This window comes from Rhodopirellula sp. UH5 (assembly GCF_056839225.1).
Window position 1 is genome coordinate 5,855,711 of record NZ_CM166390.1, and the last position, 20,728, is coordinate 5,876,438.

Annotated in this window: 13 protein-coding genes; all 13 read left to right on the forward strand. The window is 57.4% G+C overall.

What is annotated here, in order from left to right; genetic code table 11:
* Positions 1-163: 163 nt before the first annotated feature.
* A complete protein-coding gene (locus UH5x_RS20785; RefSeq protein WP_047812438.1) occupies positions 164-868 on the forward strand; it encodes a tetratricopeptide repeat protein in 705 nt (234 codons plus the stop codon).
* Positions 865-1,134 (forward strand): WXG100 family type VII secretion target, encoded by a 270-nt coding sequence (locus UH5x_RS20790; RefSeq protein WP_007326182.1) that lies wholly within the window; start codon positions 865-867, stop codon positions 1,132-1,134. Before UH5x_RS20785 ends, UH5x_RS20790 begins: the two co-directional genes overlap by 4 nt.
* Positions 1,135-1,879: 745 nt before the next feature.
* Positions 1,880-2,935 (forward strand): sugar phosphate isomerase/epimerase family protein, encoded by a 1,056-nt coding sequence (locus tag UH5x_RS20795; protein ID WP_047812439.1) that lies wholly within the window; start codon positions 1,880-1,882, stop codon positions 2,933-2,935.
* A 220-nt stretch (positions 2,936-3,155) separates the two neighbouring features.
* The gene (locus tag UH5x_RS20800) at positions 3,156-4,289 is read left to right on the forward strand and encodes a Gfo/Idh/MocA family protein (protein WP_482633544.1); all 1,134 of its coding nucleotides are present in this window, start codon (positions 3,156-3,158) and stop codon (positions 4,287-4,289) included.
* Positions 4,286-5,731: an FAD-binding oxidoreductase gene (locus tag UH5x_RS20805; protein WP_482633545.1), complete on the forward strand. Its 1,446-nt coding sequence runs from the start codon at positions 4,286-4,288 to the stop codon at positions 5,729-5,731. Before UH5x_RS20800 ends, UH5x_RS20805 begins: the two co-directional genes overlap by 4 nt.
* Entirely contained in the window at positions 5,724-6,968 is a 1,245-nt protein-coding gene (locus UH5x_RS20810) for an FAD-binding protein (RefSeq protein WP_482633546.1), read from the forward strand. The genes UH5x_RS20805 and UH5x_RS20810 overlap by 8 nt, the downstream gene beginning before the upstream one ends.
* A 5-nt stretch (positions 6,969-6,973) precedes the next feature.
* Complete coding sequence (locus tag UH5x_RS20815) at positions 6,974-8,284, forward strand: (Fe-S)-binding protein (RefSeq protein ID WP_482633547.1); 1,311 nt, start codon at positions 6,974-6,976, stop codon at positions 8,282-8,284.
* A 44-nt stretch (positions 8,285-8,328) separates the two neighbouring features.
* Positions 8,329-8,727 (forward strand): hypothetical protein, encoded by a 399-nt coding sequence (locus tag UH5x_RS20820; RefSeq protein ID WP_047812444.1) that lies wholly within the window; start codon positions 8,329-8,331, stop codon positions 8,725-8,727.
* Between the two features lie 573 nt (positions 8,728-9,300).
* The gene (locus UH5x_RS20825; protein WP_482636046.1) at positions 9,301-10,521 is read left to right on the forward strand and encodes a DUF1559 family PulG-like putative transporter; all 1,221 of its coding nucleotides are present in this window, start codon (positions 9,301-9,303) and stop codon (positions 10,519-10,521) included.
* 129 nt (positions 10,522-10,650) lie between these two features.
* Positions 10,651-10,818, forward strand: coding sequence for a hypothetical protein (locus tag UH5x_RS20830; RefSeq protein ID WP_160311384.1), 168 nt, complete (start codon positions 10,651-10,653; stop codon positions 10,816-10,818).
* Positions 10,819-11,312: 494 nt separating this feature from the next.
* The gene (locus UH5x_RS20835; protein ID WP_482633548.1) at positions 11,313-14,546 is read left to right on the forward strand and encodes an FG-GAP-like repeat-containing protein; all 3,234 of its coding nucleotides are present in this window, start codon (positions 11,313-11,315) and stop codon (positions 14,544-14,546) included.
* A 53-nt stretch (positions 14,547-14,599) separates the two neighbouring features.
* A complete protein-coding gene (locus tag UH5x_RS20840) occupies positions 14,600-16,468 on the forward strand; it encodes a tetratricopeptide repeat protein (RefSeq protein ID WP_482633549.1) in 1,869 nt (622 codons plus the stop codon).
* Positions 16,469-17,388: 920 nt separating this feature from the next.
* Entirely contained in the window at positions 17,389-20,406 is a 3,018-nt protein-coding gene (locus UH5x_RS20845) for an RHS repeat-associated core domain-containing protein (RefSeq protein WP_482633550.1), read from the forward strand.
* Positions 20,407-20,728 lie beyond the last annotated feature (322 nt).

Sequence of the window (20,728 nt, forward strand, 5' to 3'; positions counted from 1 at the left end):
TCATTCCTTTCACGAGCGAGTGGGCAATCCAAGTGGGGGTTGAGATTTTGCAATCTTGGTCCCCTTCACCCATAATGAATGGTCTCTTCTGAGCCACTGGCGGTGCATCGCCGCTGTGTTGGTTACGCCCTTGCCTCATGATTCTCTTCCGCGAGCGATTTCAATGACCGCCGTTCCCACCAATGAAGGAAGCGAATCGGCGACCGTGTCGACGCGTCGCCAGCAACTCGAGCACCATCTGAAAACTTGTCCCACGGATCGCGAGGGGTACCTGGAACTGGCCACGATCTATCGCGAAGAACATCGTCCCTTGCAGGCAGCGAAAGTCTTGCGTCAGGCACATGAGTTGTTTCCGGACGACATGTCAATGTTGTGGGAATTGGAAGAAGCCCAATTGGCTCGGTCGGTCCAGCAGTTGGTGGAGGTGCGAGATTTGGCGACTCGGTTGGGGAATTCCTCCGCCGATCATGAGCTGGATCGTGCGACCACGGACTGGGCCAATTGTCGGCTGAAGGTTTGCCGGGCCCGACTCGCGCGGGATCCTTCGCTGACCTACCTGCACATGGTCCTGGGCGAAGCCCTGTACGACCTGGAACGATACGAGGAAGCGATGGAGGAGTTGGAACCGCTGGTGGATTCGGAAACTCATTCGCCCGGTGCCTACCTGTTGATGGGGCGTTGTCAGTTGTTGCTCAGTCAAGACATGGCGGCGATGAAGTCGCTGCGGCAGGCATCGATCCGGCGTGCGGTGGTCGGGCCTGCGAAAACTCGATCGGCGGCGCTCCGGTTGCTCATTGATTTGGCCGAGCGTCATGGTTTGCATGCCAGTTTGCAATTTTATCAACAATCTCTCCAGGCGATTTCATGAATCAAGCCATCGGTGACCCGGATCAAATTCGCCAGTTCGCATCTCAATTGGCTCGATTCGCGGAGGAGCTGCGGCAACGCGGGACAGGGCTGTCGGCTCAAATGAACCAGCTCGAACAAAGCTGGCGAGATGACCAGCAGAGGAAATTCAATCAAGAATTTCAGGATCAACTGCGGCAACTGCAGCGTTTGGTGCAGGCCACCGACGAGCATGTGCCCTATCTGATGCGGAAAGCAGATCAGTTGGACGCTTACCTGGGACGCTGATCCCGCGATCGCGTTTCCGTCGCTCTGCGACTGCGGGGCGGAGGCGTCGCGTGAGGGAACCGCGGAGGGTGAAATTTGCCAGCCTCGGATTTCAACCCGAGGTCTCGGGTGGCGTTCCCGAAACCGGACAGCCACGGAGTGGCGACAGGTGTTGGGAGCGCGTGTCCGGCTGTCGTCGCTCCGCGACTCGGATGATTGTCGGGTGTCGGCGGGCCTTGGGTTGAAACCCAAGGCTGACGGCTTCCGTCGCTCCGCGACTGGGGTGCGTTTCGATGTCAAACCCATGCTCATTGGGCTGTCATCGCTCTGCGACTGCGGGGCGGAGGCGTCGCGTGAGGGAACCGCGGAGGGTGAAATTTGCCAGCCTCGGGGTTTCAACCCGAGGTCTTGGGTGGCGTTCTCGAACCGGGAAAGCCAGGGCGTGGCGACAGGTGTTGGGAGCGCGTGTCCGGCTGTCGTCGCTCCGCGACTGGGATGATTGTCGGGGGTCGGCGGGCCTTGGGTTGAAACCCAAGGCTGACGGCTTCCGTCGCTCCGCGACTGGTTTGCTTTGCGATTAAAAAACAAGGGTTCTTGCAACGAGCGGTCGCAATGTCCACCCTAGGGAAGCGGGAAAGCAGAAATCTCACGCCCCATTCGTCCAAATGACCCTTCAGGCCACTTGGTGAATCGGTCGATACTTCCCGTCTGAACTTGCGATTCAACCTGATAGCGACCCCACTCTGATCAAAGGCACTTCCCAACGATGAGCCAGCACCCGAACTCGTTTCCAAAATTGCACAACGCTGCTTGGCCCGGAGTGGTCGGCAAGGGCGACGACGATGCCAACCCCATCATTCCCTTGGATGAAATGCTTGACCTGACCGCTGCGGCGGAAGTGGACGGGCGGAAATTCGACGGCGTCGATCTGTTTCTGTTCTCACCTCACGTGTCCATCGACGCGGACGACGCGGAACTGGAAGCCTTGGCCGAAAAGGTTCGCAGCCGATCGCTGAACATCGGCACCGTGGTCGCTCCCGTTTGGGAACCCACCGGCGGCGGAAGCGCTGGCGGCAGTCCTGAAGAAGTCGAAGCATTCTTGAAGCAAGTTCGCAAGGGCTGCGAGATCGGCAAGAAGTTGCGTGAACTCGGCGTCCGTCCGTATGGATGCATTCGCTTGGACAGCGCGATGGGTGTGGCGGATTGGGTCAAGGATCCTGAGGCCAACCAAAGCAAGATCGCCGACACGTTCAAAGCCGCATCGGATATCGCCGAAGAGTACGACGAACGCCTCGCCGCGGAAGGTGAAATCTGCTGGGGTGGCATGCAGTCTTGGAAGAAGATGGTTGACTTGCTTGAGCGAGTCGGTCATCCCGAGCGATTTGGTTTCCAAGCGGACATGGCTCACACGTTGTTGTACCTGCTTGGTTACAACGCACCGGAAGATGCGATTTTGCCGCAAGACTTTGATTGGGCCGACAAAGAGAAAAAGGCGGCGGCATTGAAAGAGTTGACGCATGCCTTGCGGCCATGGACGATCGACTTTCACGTCGCACAAAATGACGCGACCGTGCACGGCACTGGCAGCCACGACAAAACGGGACGCCACTGCTTGCCCAACGATCCCAACGGCAAATTGGACATCGCCACCGACGCGGGCCACTGGTTGCGTGACGAGCACGGGGACGTGTTGCAGACCTGCAAGCACATTTGCTGGGACGGGTGCATGTTCCCCAACGACGTCATGCACAAGCCTGAGACCTGGAACGAAATCCTGGCAGCGATGCTGAGCGTGCAAGACGCTCACGGCTGGAACGAGTGATTCGAGGTGGTCCCTCGCTCACGCGTCGGGTTGTGGTTTTTTCACGCGTCGGGTTGTGGTTTTTCGTGTGAATCACTTGATCAAGCGACGGCTTTCGCCACTCTGCCAAGAGTTTCATGTCGCTTGCGAAAATGGATTGTCTTCCTGCCGAACTAACTTTTGTGGCGGAAGGGCGTCTGCCCTCCATCTACATCAATCTCCTTCTTCCCCTCAATAACGAATGAAACCTCTGAACATTGGCCTGATCGGCTGCGGCTTCATGGGCCGAACGCACACCAACGGGTACCGCCAAGCTCCGCGTTTCTTTGACCTGGAATACCATCCCGTCTTGAAGGCCGTTTGCGCTCGCAACGAAGAGAAGGCCAAAGCCTTCGCGGAACAGCAGGGTTACGAGTCGGTGGAAACCGATTGGCGCAAACTGCTCGAACGCGATGACATCGACGCGGTTGACGTTTGCACGCCCAACAACTTGCACAAAGAGATCTCGATCGCCGCTGCCGAAGCCGGCAAGATGGTTCTGTGCGAAAAGCCCTTGGCGATGAACACCGCCGAAGGCATCGAAATGTGCGCAGCGGTTGAGAAGGCCGGCGTTCGCAACATGGTTTGGTACAACTATCGTCGTGTCCCCGCCGTGACGTTGGCCAAGCAATTGATTGACGAAGGTCGGCTTGGCAAGATCTTCCATTACCGTGCCAACTTCTTGCAGGACTGGACGATCAACGCCGACGTTCCTCAAGGCGGTGCGGCAACCTGGCGTTTGGATGCGGAAGCCGCTGGCAGCGGCGTGACCGGTGACTTGTTGGCTCACTGCATCGACACCGCTCTGTGGCTCAACGGCAGCATCCAAGATGTTTCGGCCATGACGGAAACGTTCGTCAAGGAACGGGTTCACGCGGAAACCGGCAAGAAGACTCCGGTCAAAATTGACGACGCGTGCTCCTTCCTTTGTCACTTTGACAATGGTTCGCTCGGGTTGTTCGAGTCGACTCGTTATGCTCGCGGTCACAAGGCGTTGAACACGTTGGAAATCAACGGTGAGTTCGGCTCCCTGCGTTGGGACCTGCACGACTTGCATCGCTTGGAATTCTTCGACCACAACGACGACAGCATTGTCCGCGGTTGGCGCAGCATCCATGTCAGTGATGGCGATCACCCTTACATGGCCAACTGGTGGGTTCCAGGGTTGCAGATCGGCTATGAGCACACCTTTGTGCACCAAGTGGCCGACTTCTTGAAGTCGTTGGAATCGGACCAGCCCGCTGCGCCGACTTTCCGCGATGCACTGGAAACCCAGCGTGTTTGCGATGCCGTGTTGGACAGTGCCGCGACCCGCAGCTGGAAAGACGTGAAGTGAATTCCGTCGACCTGGCTGGTTTAGCAGAGTTGTTTCCCGCCGATCGGTTTCGGACCGACTCAGCGGCTCAGGCGGCCTTCGAATCAGACGGGTTGCTCGCTTATACCGCTCGACCTCGCGGGGTGGTCTTTCCCGAGACCGCTGACGAGGTCGTTTCCGCGGTGCGTTGGTGTTACGAGCATCACGTGCCGGTGGTCGCTCGAGGCAGTGGCACGGGCCTCTCCGGAGGCGCGATGCCGCATCGCGACGGGATTGTGATTGCGCTGAATCGGCTGAACCGAATCTTGCACGTTGACCCCGTCGAACGAACCGCGACGGTCCAGTGCGGGGTGGTGAACCTCGCCGTTTCCCAAGCCGCTCGGCCGCATGGTTTGTACTTCGCGCCGGATCCTTCCAGCCAATCCGTGTGCACGATCGGTGGCAACATCGCGTTCAATTCCGGGGGTGCTCACTGCCTGAAATATGGCATGACCGCCGGGCACACCTTGGCGATGGATGTGGTGCTGGGCGATGGGACCGTGACCAGCATCGGTGGGTCGTCGTTGGAGCATGCTGGCCCGGACACCACAGGTTTCTTCTGTGGCAACGAAGGCATGCTGGGGATCGCTTTGCAAGCGACGTTGCGATTGCTGCCGTTGCCGGAAGTCTTTCACACCGTTTTGGTGGGGTACGACGACATCCGGGCGGCCGGGAATGCCGTCGGGGCGATCATCGCTGCGAATCTATTGCCGGGTGCGATGGAAATCATGGACGCGATGTCGATTCGCGCCGCCGAAGCCGCGGTGGCCTGTGGCTATCCCAAGAACGCCAACAGTGTGTTGATCGTGGAGCTGGAAGGTTCTGCGGAACGCGTCGCGATGGAAAGGAAAATCTTGGCCGACGTGATCGACAGCACTCACCCGTCCGCGGTCGAGATCGCTGCCAACGACGCCGAGCGACTGGCGATATGGAAAGGCCGCAAATCGGTGTTCTCAGCGGCGGGGCGATTGAGCCCTGACTTCCTGGTTCAGGATGGCGTTGTGCCGCGGCGGCGATTGGGAGAAGCCCTCGAGCGAATCGAGGCGATGAGCCGCGAATGTGGCGTGCCCGTTGCAAATGTTTTTCATGCGGGCGATGGCAACTTGCACCCGCTGATCATGTACGACGGGAAGATTCCCGGTGCCTTTGACAAGGCCAATGAGTTCGCTCATTCAATCCTTCGGTTGTGTATCGAAATGGGCGGTTCCATCACGGGCGAGCACGGCGTTGGAGTCGAGAAACGGGGTGTCTTCGCCGAGATGTTTGACGAACCTACGATTGATTTGATGCACCGCGTGCGAGCGGAAATGGACCCTCACGAGATTTGCAATCGAGGCAAGATGTTTCCGGATGCCGAGTCCCCTGCCCTGTCCACCTCCGGGTTGCATCCCTTGGAAAAAGCGGGAGTGATCTTCCGTGAGTGAATCCGAATCCACTTCCACATCTGCCATGCCAGCCAGCATCGAAGCTCCCGAATCCGTGAGTCACTGGGTCGAACTGATCCGCGATTGGAATGCTTCGTCGGCCGGGGAGCGTTTGATTCCGGTCGGTCGATGCAGCAAGCCTGGGTTGTCGCTTGCCAACCTTGGACAGGATTCTGGCTCGAAGAACGATTCACCAGCGAGTTCGCTGCGGCGAGTTTCCACGCGAAATCTGTCTGGGATCCTTCAGCACGACCCTTCCGAGTTCACTATCTCGGTCGCCTCAGGAACGCCGCTCAAAGAAGTCATCGCTGCGCTCGCGAAGCACGGTCAAACCCTGCCCTTCGATCCACCCCGAGCAGGAATGGGAGCGACGATTGGTGGCTGCGTCGCCTCGGGATGGAGCGGTCCCGGTCGCTGGCGATACGGAGGCCTACGCGACTTCATCTTGGCCGCCTCGTTCCTGGATGGATTGGGCAACGAAGTTCACACCGGCGCCCCTGTGGTCAAGAACGCAGCCGGGTTCGACTTTCCCAAGTTGATGGTCGGAAGCCTCGGTCGATTGGGGGTGTTGACGCGATTGACGTTCAAGGTCTTTCCCCAGTCCGTCGATCCGCAAACGTGGGCCGTCAAATGTGGCGACCTCGCCATGGCCACCCGGCACATGCAAACCTTGACCCGATTGCCGATTGAGTTGGACGCGATCGAGTTGTGCCAGCCCGGCATGACCGATCCAGAAGACTGGTGCATTGTATTGCGAGTGCCCGGACCGCCGTCGGTGGCGAAGTCCATCATGGATCGTGTACGGGAGACAGTGGGTCAGGCGGGGTCACTTGAGTTGTCGGAAGAGCATGCCCAAAAATCATGGTCGAAGTTGCTGGATGTCCCCGGAGAAGTGTCGGTTCGTATTCCGATCACGCCGCGGCAAATTGAAACGGCGGTTCAGTCGTTTTCCCAAGAGTTGACGCAACGAGGGTGGAAGATGCATTTCGGTCTGGCGGGCAATGTCATGTTCGTGACGGGGGCGGGTGACCTGACGGTGTTGGATGCTTGGTTGATGCAGCATTCCTTGGCTGGCTTGGTTCTCGACCCAGGCGAAACAAACCCACTTGGAACTCAGATCGGAATGTGGCGGCACGACGAAGTGGTCGTGCGCGTGTCTCGCGCGATCGATCCGCATCGATGCTTTGCACCGTTTCAGTTTGGCGAGCCAAAGCACACACCACGCACGGAGGCCTAATCGCCATGCAGCATGACATTCCCTTGGAAAGTTCTGGACCCAACGCGGATGCGATGGCGGAAGCCGTCAGCACCTGCATTCGTTGTGGTTTTTGCTTGTCGGCCTGTCCGACCTATGACGTGTTGCAACGTGAATCGGATTCGCCGCGGGGACGCATCATTCTGATGAAAGAGGTGTTGGAAGGTTCGATGTCGGCCGACGAAGCGGCGCCTCACCTGGACGCTTGTTTGGGTTGCTTGGCGTGTGAGCCCGCTTGTCCTTCCGGGGTGTCGTACCGACACCTGCTGAGTCCTTATCGTTCGCTCGTTCGAGAACGCATTTCCGTCGCTTGGCCACAAAGGTTGCAGCGCTGGTTGACTGCTCAAACGTTGCCTTACCCCAAGCGGTTTCGCTTCGCGGCGCGGATGGGATTGTTAGGCAAAACGTTCTCTGCCTTGGTTCCATCGGTCCTGCGTCCGATGTTGGATTTGCTGCCAGAAACCTTGCCTGCTGCAAAGGAACTGCAGTCTCGTTACGCACCGCTGGGTGACCAAGTCGGCCGTGTCGCGTTGCTGGCCGGATGCGCCCAACAGGTCCTGGCACCTTCAATCAATGAAGCCACGATCCATGTGCTGCGGCACATTGGTTTGGAAGTCGTCGTGCCAACCGAACAGAGTTGCTGTGGTTCGCTGGCTTGGCATGTCGGCGACGGTGATCGAGCGGCCAAGTTCGCTCGCAACAACGTGCGTGCGTTTTCCAGTGACTCTCAGCCGATCGATGCGATTGTCACCAACGCCGCCGGTTGCGGATCGGGCATGCAAGAGTACGGCATGATCTTGCGTGGCACGGACATCGAGTCGCAGGCGATGGCATTGGCCAACACGGTGAAAGACGTTTCGGTGGTGGTGTGCGAGCATGCGGATCGGTTGCGTTTGCGACGGCCTGGGTTGGTTCACGAGGGCGAGGCCGTGGTGCGGGTGGCCTATCACGACGCGTGTCATCTGGCCAACGCCCAAGGCGTGCGAGTGCAACCACGTGAGTTGCTTCGCCGGGTCCCGGATGTGGAGCTGGTGGATGTGGCGGAGGCGCACTTGTGTTGTGGCTCAGCGGGAACTTACAACTTGGATCAACCCGAGACCGCGGATGAACTTGGGCGTCGGAAAGCCAAGGCGGTGATGGCGACGGGTGCCCCGATTGTGGTCAGTGGCAACATCGGTTGTTTGACGCAGTTGCAGACGCATCTGAATTCAATGGCGACCGAAGCTCATCCGGCCCCGCGGGTGATGCACACGATGGAGTTCTTGAGTGCGTGCTTGGACGAGTCCCCGCTGAATTGAATCCCATTCTGATTCCCAAATAACCCCGAATCCCAGCGGCCACGATGAGTGCAAACGAATTGTCTTTGAACGAATTGGAAGCGTTGGCCCGTCAGGAGAACGTCCACGGGAAGACCGTCGACTGTTTGCTCGCACTGCAGTCCGACGACGAGGAAGTCCGGACTTGGGCGAGCGAGGTTCTGTCGGGATCGGTCGAGCCAAGTGCGGATGAAGAAGAGGAGATGGCAGGCCTGCTGGAGTCGGTTTTGTACGACGGCGAAGAAGGCAACCGCTGGGATGCTTTGGCGGTGGACCAGCTTTACTGGACCGCCACGATGCTCGGGCGTTTAAGCCAGTTGGACCCCTCGACCTGGAAGGTTCTGCGAGAACTTGCCGAATCCCAGTCCACCACGCTCGCCGCTGCCGCCAAACGTGCCCAATCGGTCATCGAGCGCTTGGGATGAGTGACGATTGCTCGAATCAGTGAGCCTGGTTGAGGAAGGCTTGGGACGTGGAGTCCGGCAATGCTCTCCACAACGATGGAGGTTTGCACCCTGTCATCGACGGTATTGGGGCAGGCTCATTCACCTTAAACGTTTGCAATTCCCAAGACGCTGAAGCCCGAGATGAGCCCGTCTGCGGTTGCTCGCCGGAAGTCACCGCTCGATCGTCACCTGGCAAGATTTCATTTTGCCCATCCTGAGAGTGGGGTGTCGAGACGCTTGGATCCAGTCATTTCCCAGCTGGAACCGCCAACGATGCCGTGGCGAATGTCGTCTCAAGCCATCGCCCAATTTCCATTTCCCGTTGAGCCAGCCCATCTCGAAATGACGGGGGTGGAGCTTGAAGCCAACCGTCTCGCGACGAGATCAAAGCACGCCTAAGGGTGCTCGTTTGTTCTTAGTTGTGTCTTAATGTTGATTATCTTGACGCTCAGGTTTTGCGTCTATATGTTATTGATTCGGGGGGGTGCGGCCGGTATTTCGGGCACTTTCTCGTGTTTCTTAGACGTGACATATTTTCCCAAGGACTCAATGATGAAGACGAAATGTCGAAGCTCAAGTGGTTTCACGTTGGTGGAGTTGCTGGTGGTGATTGCAATTATCGGCGTGTTGGTGGGATTGCTGCTTCCGGCTGTTCAAGCCGCTCGCGAAGCAGCACGCAGGATGAGCTGCAGTAACAATTTCAAGCAAATTGGTTTGGCATCGCACAACTACCACTCTGCCTATGACCAACTGCCACGGCACTCGACTGGCACCTGGCGCGATGATGCTCCCAATGCGTGGACACCTTATGACACTCACAACTCGGGCTCATTGAGTGCGATGGTTGGTTTGCTTCCGTTCATGGAACAGCAAGCTTTGTGGGAGATGATCAGCAACCCATCGCAACAGCGAGTCGATGGTGGAGTTCAAACGCCGCCGTGGCCCGCCATGGGCCCCGCACCACGGATCAATGGTGGACGCAACCAATACATCCCTTGGATGACAGAAACGCCCGCGTTGCGATGTCCTAGTGATCCAGGGGTGGGACTTCCTGCAGGTGGTCGTTCGAACTACGCCTTTTGCATCGGTGATGCGTTTCAGGGGACGCCGTTCACTCGTCCGATTCGTTGGAGTAACTCGGGAGGCAGTCCCTTTGACGAGACCTCGGGAAGCAAGACCCTGCAGGGGCGCTATGCCCGCGGCATGTACACGCACCGGACCGATCGGAAATTTCGTGACGTCTTGGATGGCTTGTCCAACACCATCGCAATGGGTGAGATGATGACGGACCTTGGCGACAACGACAATCGAACCACGCTCAACCGAACCTTGGACACCGTTGAACTCAATGTTTCGATCTGTGCGGAAACAGGGCATATCGATCCGCAACGACCTTCTTTTTGGTGTGATGGAGTCGATTGCCCGGCACCGACAGGACCCGGTGCGTTGCACAGCCCCAACGACATTTACAATCGTGGGATGATGTGGATGATTTCACTGCCGACCTCCACCTGCATGTTCACCAACCTTCCGCCCAACTCGGAACTGTGCGTGGATCGCTGGACCGAAGGTGGTGGTTCGATCAGTGCCAGCAGTCGACATCAAGGCGGCGTGCACGTCTTGATGGGCGACGGTGCGGTCAGGTTTATCACGGATTCGATCGAAGCAGGAAACGCGAAAGCCGGACCAGTCAACGCTGGCCAACGCAGTCCCTATGGATTGTGGGGCGGCCTGGGAACTCGCGGGAACAAAGAGACCGTGTCGCTCGAGTAGTCCGTTTTTTGCTGCACTGAATCATCAAAATGTCCAGGGAGTTCGACTCCCTGTGCGGTTGCCATTTGGAATCGAGTGTTCCAAATGGCTTTTTACTTTCCGACGCTCCCCTTTTTATGAATGATTGAAATGAAATCGTTGAGTTTGAGTTTTGTAGTGTTCTCGATGCTTCTGTTCACGGTTGGTTGCGGTGAGTCCAGTACCGTCATCCAGCCTGCTGACGATGCACCAATGACTGAGACGGACCAAGAAATGGAATCGGATGACTACGAGAATGAAATGAAGAAGATGCAGTAGTTCAGCTTGCGTCGACGGTGCCTTGTATGTTTCTGATCAACACTGCTTCCTTGTTGGAGGACATTGCTCTTCCCAAGTCAGGCCTGCTGCTTTCTGGCCGCTCTTTCTGGAGAGGTCGAGCAGTTGATCGGCACCGTGTTTCAGCTGAGTTCCGCATGATGCACCTCCCCCAGAACGAAGTTTTGGGGGAGGTCGAGCGACCCCGTTCAGGCGTCCGTGCGGGAGGGAGCCCCAGTATGGGAAGCGGCGCGAATTGCCCTCCCCCGGAAATCTCGTTGAACGCTCGCTTTACGACCCCTCCCAACTTCGTCGGGCGGGGTTCTCAAGACGCTGCTGGCACCGCATTTAAAAACTGCACGACCTCTTCACGGGCGGGCGTCTTCAGTTCACTGCTGGATCGGCACTTCAAAGCCGCCCGACCGCTGCGCAGGCGGGGTTCGCAAGATGGACGAGCAAGGTATTTCAAAGCCGCACGACCTCTGGATGGGGGCAGTGTGAGTGTGCGGGCGAATCAGGAACAACGAGGCGGTCGTCGTGACCAGCGAGGGTGGTGGGCGGTCTGTCGCATGGTCTCGTTTTGTTTTGCGTGCCTGGGTGCTGCGATCGGCTGTCAGCCAAACGTCTCGCCACCTGACGCCCCACTTCGAGCGGAGCCCAAAGCAGAAGTATCCGCGAGTTTGCAGCGGGAGGTTTCGCATCCCAAGACGACCGAACGGCAGGACGCCCAATCCGACCCGCCTGATCGCCAAGCCTCTTTGGACGAATTGAATCGGATCTTAGATGGTTCTGAGGTCCACGACGCTGATCGGAATTCAGACAGCGCTGTGTTTGAAATCGTCGAGAAGTCGCTGGATCAGTTTCCAAACGATTCGGCGGTTCTGTATTTTTCCGCACTGGTTCAATATCATCGCCTGGGGCTGGTTGACGAAGCCATCCAGACACTGCGGCGAATCCAATTGGATGAACCGGAAGTGGGACCGGCGGCGTTGGGGATGCGATCCGATTGGCTCGCCCAAACGGGCCACTATGAGGAGGCGATTGCCGGCTATCGGAATCTGCTGGATCGCTTTCCTGAGGCGACCGAGGCACACCGTCAGTTGGCGGTTTTGTTGAACCGGTTGGGCCGACGTCACGAAGCGGCGCGATACCTTCGCAATCTGGTGCGTTTAGGGGACGTTCGACAGGCTGAGCTGGCTTCTTTGCTTTCCATTCAAGATCCGTCGCTGACTTCAGCAGTGAACGGAAACCAGCCATCCAGCGAAGGTCTGTCGGGTTGGGTTGGGCCCATTTCCCAGGCTCATCGGTCGATGGCTTCTCACCAGCCACACTTGGCGGTTGATTCACTTGCGAGTTTGATTGGTGACTCAGAAGCACAAGCTTCGATCGGGTCAGGATGGGATGCCGCCTTGGCGCTGCTTGGCCGCGCTGCCGTGGACGCGAACGACAAGGAAAATCTTCGTTTGTGGTGGGAGCACCTCAATCCAGATCAGCTTCTTTGGGCGGATCATTGGTTTGCATTGAGCAGGCTTGTCAACGATCAATTGCGTGACACCGATTTGGCGATCCAGCTGATGGTGGAAGCCATCCATCGTGATCCAACCGATCGAGTCGCTCTCGGCTTGCTTGCAAACTGGATGAACCAAACGCAGAGATATGATGTCGAGGACGAGATCACACAGCGAATGGAACGGCTGAAAAGAACCGTGGTGCTGGGCAACCGAATCGGCGGTCAGGGGGCAAGTTCTCCGCAGAATGCTTCCGAGTCATTGGCGGCTTCGATGCTGCAACTTGCCGAGCACTTGGACCAAATTGGACGAGAGCTGGAGGCCAATGCGTGGCGAATGATCGCGGTGACGCAAGGTTCCAAGGTGGAGAAGGCAAGTGTCGGGGCTCTTCAAGAACGTTATCAAGCCTTGCAAAAGAGCCGGTCTGGATTCCCAACGGTCAGTGACAATACCTTTGGGCTGCGAAGTGACGATCCGATCGCTACCCATCAGCGAGCGATCGAGAAGCTTTCGGAAATGCTCGAAAAGACGAAGTCCGTTGGTCCTGTCCGGCCGGTCGAGACCGACCCATCGGCAGATCCGGAAGTTGTCGTTCGGTTCGTTGATCGAGCACGCGAATGGAAGGTCGATTTTCGCTATCGGAATGCGGATCCACCCCGTCCACAAGATTTGAGCATCTTTCAACAGTTTGGTGGCGCCGTGTGTGCGACCGATTTCGATCGTGATGGATGGATCGATCTGTTCTTGGGCCAGGGTGGCTGTCATCCGAACGATGCAGCGACCACAGAGGTGTCAGCAGAATCCTCCAACCGGCTATTCCGGTCGCTCGCTGGCGCCTTCCAGGATTGTTCCGAGGTCGCTTCGGTCGAGGATCAGAGGTTCACACTGGCAGTTGCGGCCGGTGATCTGAATCAGGATGGATGGCCGGATTTGCTGGTCAGTAATTTCGGAAACAACGAATGTTTCATCAACAATGCAGACGGGACGTTCTCGCATTCGGAGGATCCTGCTTGGAACAGTCATCACGCCTGGTCTTCCGGCCACGCGATCGCCGACCTCACTGGGAATGGGATCCCGGATGTCTTTGAAATTCGGTACTTGAATGACCCTCGAGTTTTCGAGACGCTGCCAACGAACGAGCATGGGCGAGCGATCGATTACCGTGGACCGGAATCTTACCAGGCAGCGGGGGACGTTTTGTATGTGCGGTCACCCACAGGTCACTGGGACACGCGAACACTGGGGCTTGAGGAAGGTGCTGCGCCCAGTTTGGGCGTGGTGGTGGGTGACTTTGACAACCAACCTGGCAATGAGATTTTTGTTGCCAATGACACGGAGCCCAATCGATTTTGGAAACGTGGTCCTGCGCGAGGGGGGGATGGTTTCACCGGGAAAAAACAAATGCAATGGAACAACTTCGCGAAGCTTCGTGGTTGTGCGTTCTCTTCGCTCGGTGGCAGCGGAGCGTCCATGGGAATCGCTACCGCGGACTTTGATCAAAACGGCCGGATTGACTTTCATATCACCAACTTCCTCCATGAACCTGCTCACCTCTATTTGCAGAACGCAGACAGCTTCTTCAGTGACCATGTGACCGCGAGTGGACTTGCGAGGGACAGCATTCCGGTGCTCGGATTTGGAACCGTCGCGTTCGATTTTGAGAACGATGGGGATGAGGATATCGCGGTGCTCAACGGGCATATCGAAAATCTGGAGTATCGGGGGATGCCTCACAAAATGCCGGCTCAATTGTTCGTTCAGGAATCGACTCAATTCCAGAGTTTGGAAGTCAACAACGACTGGGCGAAGCCCTCGATTGGGCGAGGGCTCATACGAACGGATTTGAACCGAGACGGGTTGGTGGACATGGTGGCGACTTTTCAGGATCGCCCCGTTTCACTCCTCGAAAATCAAACGATCTCTCATTCTGAGCGTGACTGGTTGAATGTTCGATTGGTCGGAGTCGAGAGCGAGCGCTCCGCCGTCGGTGCCAGACTCACGGTCGAGTATGACGGAGGGCGACAATTTCGGTGGCTGACTAGCGGTGGTGGGTACGCGTGCCAAGACGAGCCAACACTCTTTGTTGGCGGGATTCCACAAGGGCTCGGTGTTGATCTGGTCGTCGCATGGCCATCGGGACTCAAGGAGACGTTCAAGAATATCGAAACCAATCAGGTTTTGCTTGTCGTCGAAGGACAAGCCAGGTTGACGACCCTCCCGTGAATCCAATGCTGCCTGCTAAATTTCATCGGTGTTTGCACTCGCTTTGGTTCACAATGTCAGTGGCTTTGATTGCTGGCAGCAGCGTCGGTTGCGGACAAAAAAAAGCGGTGGATCCGAGTGGTTCGCCGACATCGAATTGGCAGGATTGGCTGTCCTCTGAGTCATCGACGTCGGTCGCTCCGAGCACCTCGCATGACTGGGGAACTTTGCCCGCCGGGATGATCGGCTCGGATGCTTGCATTGAATGCCATCCGAAACAGGCGGAGGCTTTCAGTCAAACGACGCATGCCAAATCGGCGCGACGAATCCAGCGTGAGGAACTCCCATTGGGCAGTGACTTCGTCGATGGCAAATCTGGACGCCTGTATGAAGCTGAGATGACCGACGAGGGAATGCGGCATCGAGAATCCGTTTTGGGAACCGATGGAGAGTTGATTGCCCAGGACTCTGTCGACTTGGTTTTGGAACTTGGGTCTGGCACTCACGCCCACACCTACCTCGGAAAACGAGACGGGTATTGGATCGAATCTCCACTGACGTGGTATCAGCAGACAAGTCAGTGGGGACTTTCACCGGGATTCGATGGCGAGGATTCTGCCATGTTCGATCGTGTCGTCACCACCACCTGTGTTTTTTGTCACGTCGGAGAAGTGCGTGCTGACAAAGTTCAGCCAAGTCAATTTTCAATCACTCACGCCAGCATTGCCTGCGAGCGTTGCCATGGATCGGGAGTGCAACACGTTGCCGATCAAAAGAGCGACGAGAACCTCTCACCGTCTGAGATGAACATTGTTCATCCCGGCAAAATCGCTCGGGAAAATCGCGATGCCATCTGTAGCCAGTGTCATTTGCAAGGGATCGTTTCAAGCTCGTCGAGCGACTTTGATCGCTGGGACTTTCATCCCGGCGAGTTGCTCTCGGAGCATGTCACCGAATTTCAACTTGATGAGGGGGAAGAGAGTTTTCGGATTGTCGGCCATACCGAACAGCTGCATCAAAGTGAGTGCTACCTGCAAACGGAGGTGCTGTCTTGCGTGACCTGTCACCATCCTCACCCAGTCTCCGGTGAAGCCGTCGCGTACCGGGATCTCTGTATCGGATGCCACGCGTCCCCTGCCTCGTGCGATGTGCCGCTTTCGGTTCGAATTGAAACACAGCAGGATCAGTGTCAGGCATGCCACATGCCTAAACGGCCAACCAACGTGACACATGCCGCGTTGCATGATCATCGAATCGCGGTTCACGACGAATCCTTCCTGCTCGCTGAGCTTTCTGTTCCAAAGTCAGTCTCGGCCCCGGCATCTGAAAAGCCCCGTCTGGTGGCGATTTCGGCAACGGACCACTTGGAGGAAACCGAGCGTGAACGCCGTCGCTTGCTGGCCTTTCACTCGCTCGCGAGTAGTGGCGGATTGCCAGGGTCGATGAAGGATGATTTCAAAGTTGCGCAGCGGGAGTTGGTCGAGCTGTTCAAGTCGGGTGTCAACGACGCGAGTGTTCGAACCACTCTCGCCAATTCGTACTTTGCCGCAGGGAAGTGGTCGACCGCGGAGAATTTGGCTCGGTCGGTTGTCGAATCGGAGTCCGTGGGGGCGCACACTTACGTCGGTGCGGTGGATGTGTTGGCACGGGTTGCATTGAGGTTGCAGGACAACGAAGCAGCGAAGTCCTGGTACCGTGAACTGACTCAAATGCGTCGGGTCTCTGGTGACCACTTCATGCTTGGGGTTTGTGAACTCAATGCCAATCGGATTGAGCCAGCGATTCTTGCGTTTGAGCAGGCACTTCGAATTGACTCGACGCTCCTTGTCGCTCATGAGTACCTCGCTCAGATATTCCAGGCGGAGAACCGGATGGATCGCAGTCGGTTGCACCAGCAAGCTGCTCGACGACTGCGTGCTATTTCGCTCGATCAACAACCTTGATCAGTCTGAACCTCCTCCCACACGCGTGCTCCCGCCGCCAAACGAGCCCGCTCGGTCGTCGAACGAATGCGCAATTGAGCATGGCCCCACCTCGCAAGGAGGTCGTGCAGTTTTTAAGTGCCGTGTTGCCAAGCATTTATCATCACCCTCCCTCTGGGAGGGTCGAGCATCGGAACCAGCGCGTTACCCTGGGCTGCGAAATGTTTGCTATTGGCGTTCTGATCACGAATGCAATTTTCTTCCGGCTTCTGCCTTTCTTCATCCCGGTAGGGATTTCAGATGGTAGCCGGGGGTTGCTGCGTAGCAGCGTACCCCCGGAAAGCGAGCTCCCATAAAACTCTTCATCCCGCCGTGGCCAAAGGCCACGGCGGGATGAAGAGTGGCGGCGTGGGGGGCGTGTCCATCGGTGGCGCTATCGCTTACCGACGGCTACCATCTGGAATCCCTGCCGGGATGAAAACTTGCGCAAACGCATGGCCGCCACAAGCTCAAAGAGTTAGCAGCCCAGCGTAACCCTCCCCGGTCCGAAGCGGGCTGACCTTCCCAAGAGAGGGTGGAGGAAAACTGCTCCACCTCCAAGTTCTGAGGGGCACTGAGTGCTCGGTAAAAAGAAGGTTGGAATGATTCAAAGGAGCGTTCAGTGAGGTCTCGCTTTTGCCGCCATCGACTGGGGCGAAGAACTCGCGTCCAATCGAGCTCGATGCGCTCAATGGCGGTCGAGTAGCCGTAGGGGATGGTTTGCGATGGCCTAGTGCTCCTGGAGCTCTTTTTTACCAGTTTTTCCTTGCTCTTCGGATCCACGCCATGCATAAATGCAGTCGAGCAGGCGGCTCACTCAGACTGACAGAATGTCTGCGGCACTTGGTTCTTCTCTTCGGAGGCTGATTCAGGGACCGCACTCGATTGGAAAGGATCGATGAGTGACAGCCGACGGACTGACCGAGCAGTACCTGTACGACGATGACCTGACCGATGGAGTCGGCCTGGACAACGCCACCGGCGTCACGCCTCTGGTCGGCAGCACCGCGGTCTCGCTGGCCGATGCCCTGACCAAGCTCGCTGGCACCACGGCCAACGGTGGAGCCGGTGTGTCGTTCGATTCCGATGCCACGGGCTCCGCCCGAGTCTCGATCAACCCCGAAGGCGAGGTTCGCTTCTCGATCTCCGATGGTGCCGGTCGCAGCGTGATGAGCGGCATGATCGACGACAGCAGTGACCTGATCACCTGGAACTGCACCGTCCATGACCAAACCGAATCCATCGCCGGTTACGGAACCGTCCTGGCCTCCCAGAGCGTCAACGCTCTGGGGCATGTCCGCAAGAGCCTCACCGACTCGGCCGGACGCACGATCCAGAGCATTGATGCATTGGGCGAGATCACCAGCTACGAATACGACGCTTCGGGCAACCAGTTCAAGGTCCGCGACCCCAACGGAGTCGGCCAGGACTGCCTCTACAACGCTCTGGGTCGTGACACCCAGTGCACCGACACCGCCAGCGGCGTGACGCAGAGCGGCTATGACTTGGCCGGCAACAAGGTCTCCTCGACCGATGCCAAGAGCAACACGACGACCTATGTGTTCGACGCACGCGGACGCCAGATCAAACAGATCGATCGCCTCTCGGGTGAAACCGAGTTCGCCTACACGGACACCGGCCAGCTGGAATCGCTGACCGATGCCGAGGACCAAGTCACTAGCTACACCTACGACGCGGCCGGCACCAAGCTGACCGAAACCTACCCGGACCACGTGCCCAGCAGCACGATCGGTCAAACCGGTTACGGGATCGTCTCGTTCACACCCGACGCCACCGGCCGCACGGTCCAGCGAACCGACGAGCAAGGTGACACGTGTGACTTCACCTACGACCTGGCTGGTCGCCTGAGCAGCAAGGCCTACACCGGTCACGCCAGTGGCCCACTGTCCGGCCAAAGCCACACCGACACGTTCACTTACGACGACGCCAGCCGAATGCTGACAGCCGTCAGTGGCCGCTACAGCAACACGGTCACCTACACCTACGACGATGCGGGGCGCAAGGCCAGTGAGTCGATCCAGATCGGCGGCCAGACGTACACGATCTTGACCGATTACGACGCGGCGGGCCAAGTGTCCAAGCTGACGTATCCGGACGGCAAAGAGGTCGACCGCAGCTACACCGACCGTGGCCAGCTTGCCGGGATCGACTTCGACAGCACCACGATCGACACTCGAACGTACGACGATGGCGGCCGGATGCTCACCAGCAGCTACAATAACGGCGTGAGCGAAACACGGGCGTACAACAACGACAACACGCTGGCGAGCATCAGCTTCAGCGGTGCGTCGATCGGGAACCTCAGTTACGGCTGGGACGCCAACAAGAACAAGACCAGTGAGGGGATCACGGGAACAATGAGCAGTTACGGGTTCGATGTCGGAACGAGCGGCTACGACGTCGAGGATCGCCTCGTCTCGTGGGAGCGAGACGACAGCAGCCTGGACCAATCCTGGAACCTGAGCCTGGTCGGAGACTGGAACAGCACCACCGAGAACGCTAGTGTGCAAAACCGGACCCACGGTGACACGCACGAGCTACTGACGGTGGCCGGCCAAGCGGTCACGCACGACGCCAAAGGCAACCAAACGTCGATCCCCGCAATCCTACGTCCTGGCAGTGACCCCCTGGCGATGAAGTGGGACTTTGAAAACAAACTGATCTCAGCGGACACCGACAACGACTCGGTGGCCGACGTCACCTACCAGTGGGACGCCCTGGGCCGCCGAGTCGGCCGCGACGATGGCACGACCGTGACGGTGTTCGTGCAGTCGGGCCAACAAACGATCGCCGACTACACGTCCGGCACCGCGGCATCGAGCCCCACGTACGACTACGTGTACGCGTCCTACATCGACGAACCGGTCATGCGTTCGGGAACCGGCGGCAACCGCTATTACCACCGCAACCAACAGTACTCCATCACGGCAATCACCAACGGCAGCGGAGCGATCCAAGAACGCTACGCTTACGACGCCTACGGCGGGCTGACGATCCTCAATGCCAGCCTCACTCCACTAACAACCTCCGCCGAAGGCAACCGTTACACCTACACCGGCCGCGAGTTCGACGAAGTACTGGACCTGTATCACTACAGGGCCCGGATGTACGACTCTGCGACTGGGCGGTTCTGCTCCAGAGATCCGATTGGGTATGTCGACGGGGCTTCGTTGTATCGCGGATACTTCGCGCCTAATGGAATAGACCCGATGGGTTTGAGCTGGGGCTGGGGCGACTTCATCGACCATTATTACCACGGGCATGGGGCTGGTGTAACGCTCGGTGAAATTGGTTTGGCGCAAACCTTTGAAGATTACCACGCTTCTACGATCAATAGCATTACTTCGCAATCGCTTGGGCGTGCGAAGGCGATTCCAACTAACTGCAATAATGGGCCGGGAAGCTACAGCACAACCAACCCAGTGAAATTCAAGAAACAGCTTTGGAACTCAACTTACAAGATTGCTATATATCCGCTTGGTCATAGTTGGGTTCATTTGTCTGCAGTTGAAACAAAGAGTTGGGTGTGCCAAGAATGCTGCAACGGCAACTTGAAGGTTGTGAGTACAAACTACTCTACAACTGTCGATTTTAACCTCCGAGACTCCTTTACAAATCCTAGATCGCACGCTGGGGATGACCCAAAGGTTGCGACTGCTCAGGGTGAGTGTATTGACGGTTGCTGGCAAACTTACATGTCAAATCCGAATTGGATTCTGCGTCATCCTGAAGCATACCAACGGTGCAAGGCAGACTGTAGAAGGAGGCACCCAACGAAGGGCGATGATGGTGATCCATACGGAATAAGTCACGCATTTTCGCGGTCGGCGTCTGGTTCGACCAGCACCCCTTGTCGGCTTCTGGATTCATACCTTGATCCTGGCAACGGGACACTTTAGGGATGGCATTGGGTGACTCTATGTCCCTCGTTATCGTTGGCGGCTTGTACGTTCTTTGGTTGAGTTGCTTTTTCGGCATCTGCTATAAAGTGACCGCTTTCCATTGGCGTGTGCTGGCGTTAGCTGGAGGCTTAATCGCAAGTTATTTTGTTCATATGGCATGCGTGATCGTCTATTGGGAACTCGAAGTCGCCTTCGCTCAATCGGATGCGCAGCTCGATCGAGTTGTAAGTTCTGACGGTGCAAGCCTTGTGTTCAACGGATTGTTTTTTGCGCCGGCAACCGCAGTTGGTGTCGCGATCCTTGGATTGATAATTGTGGC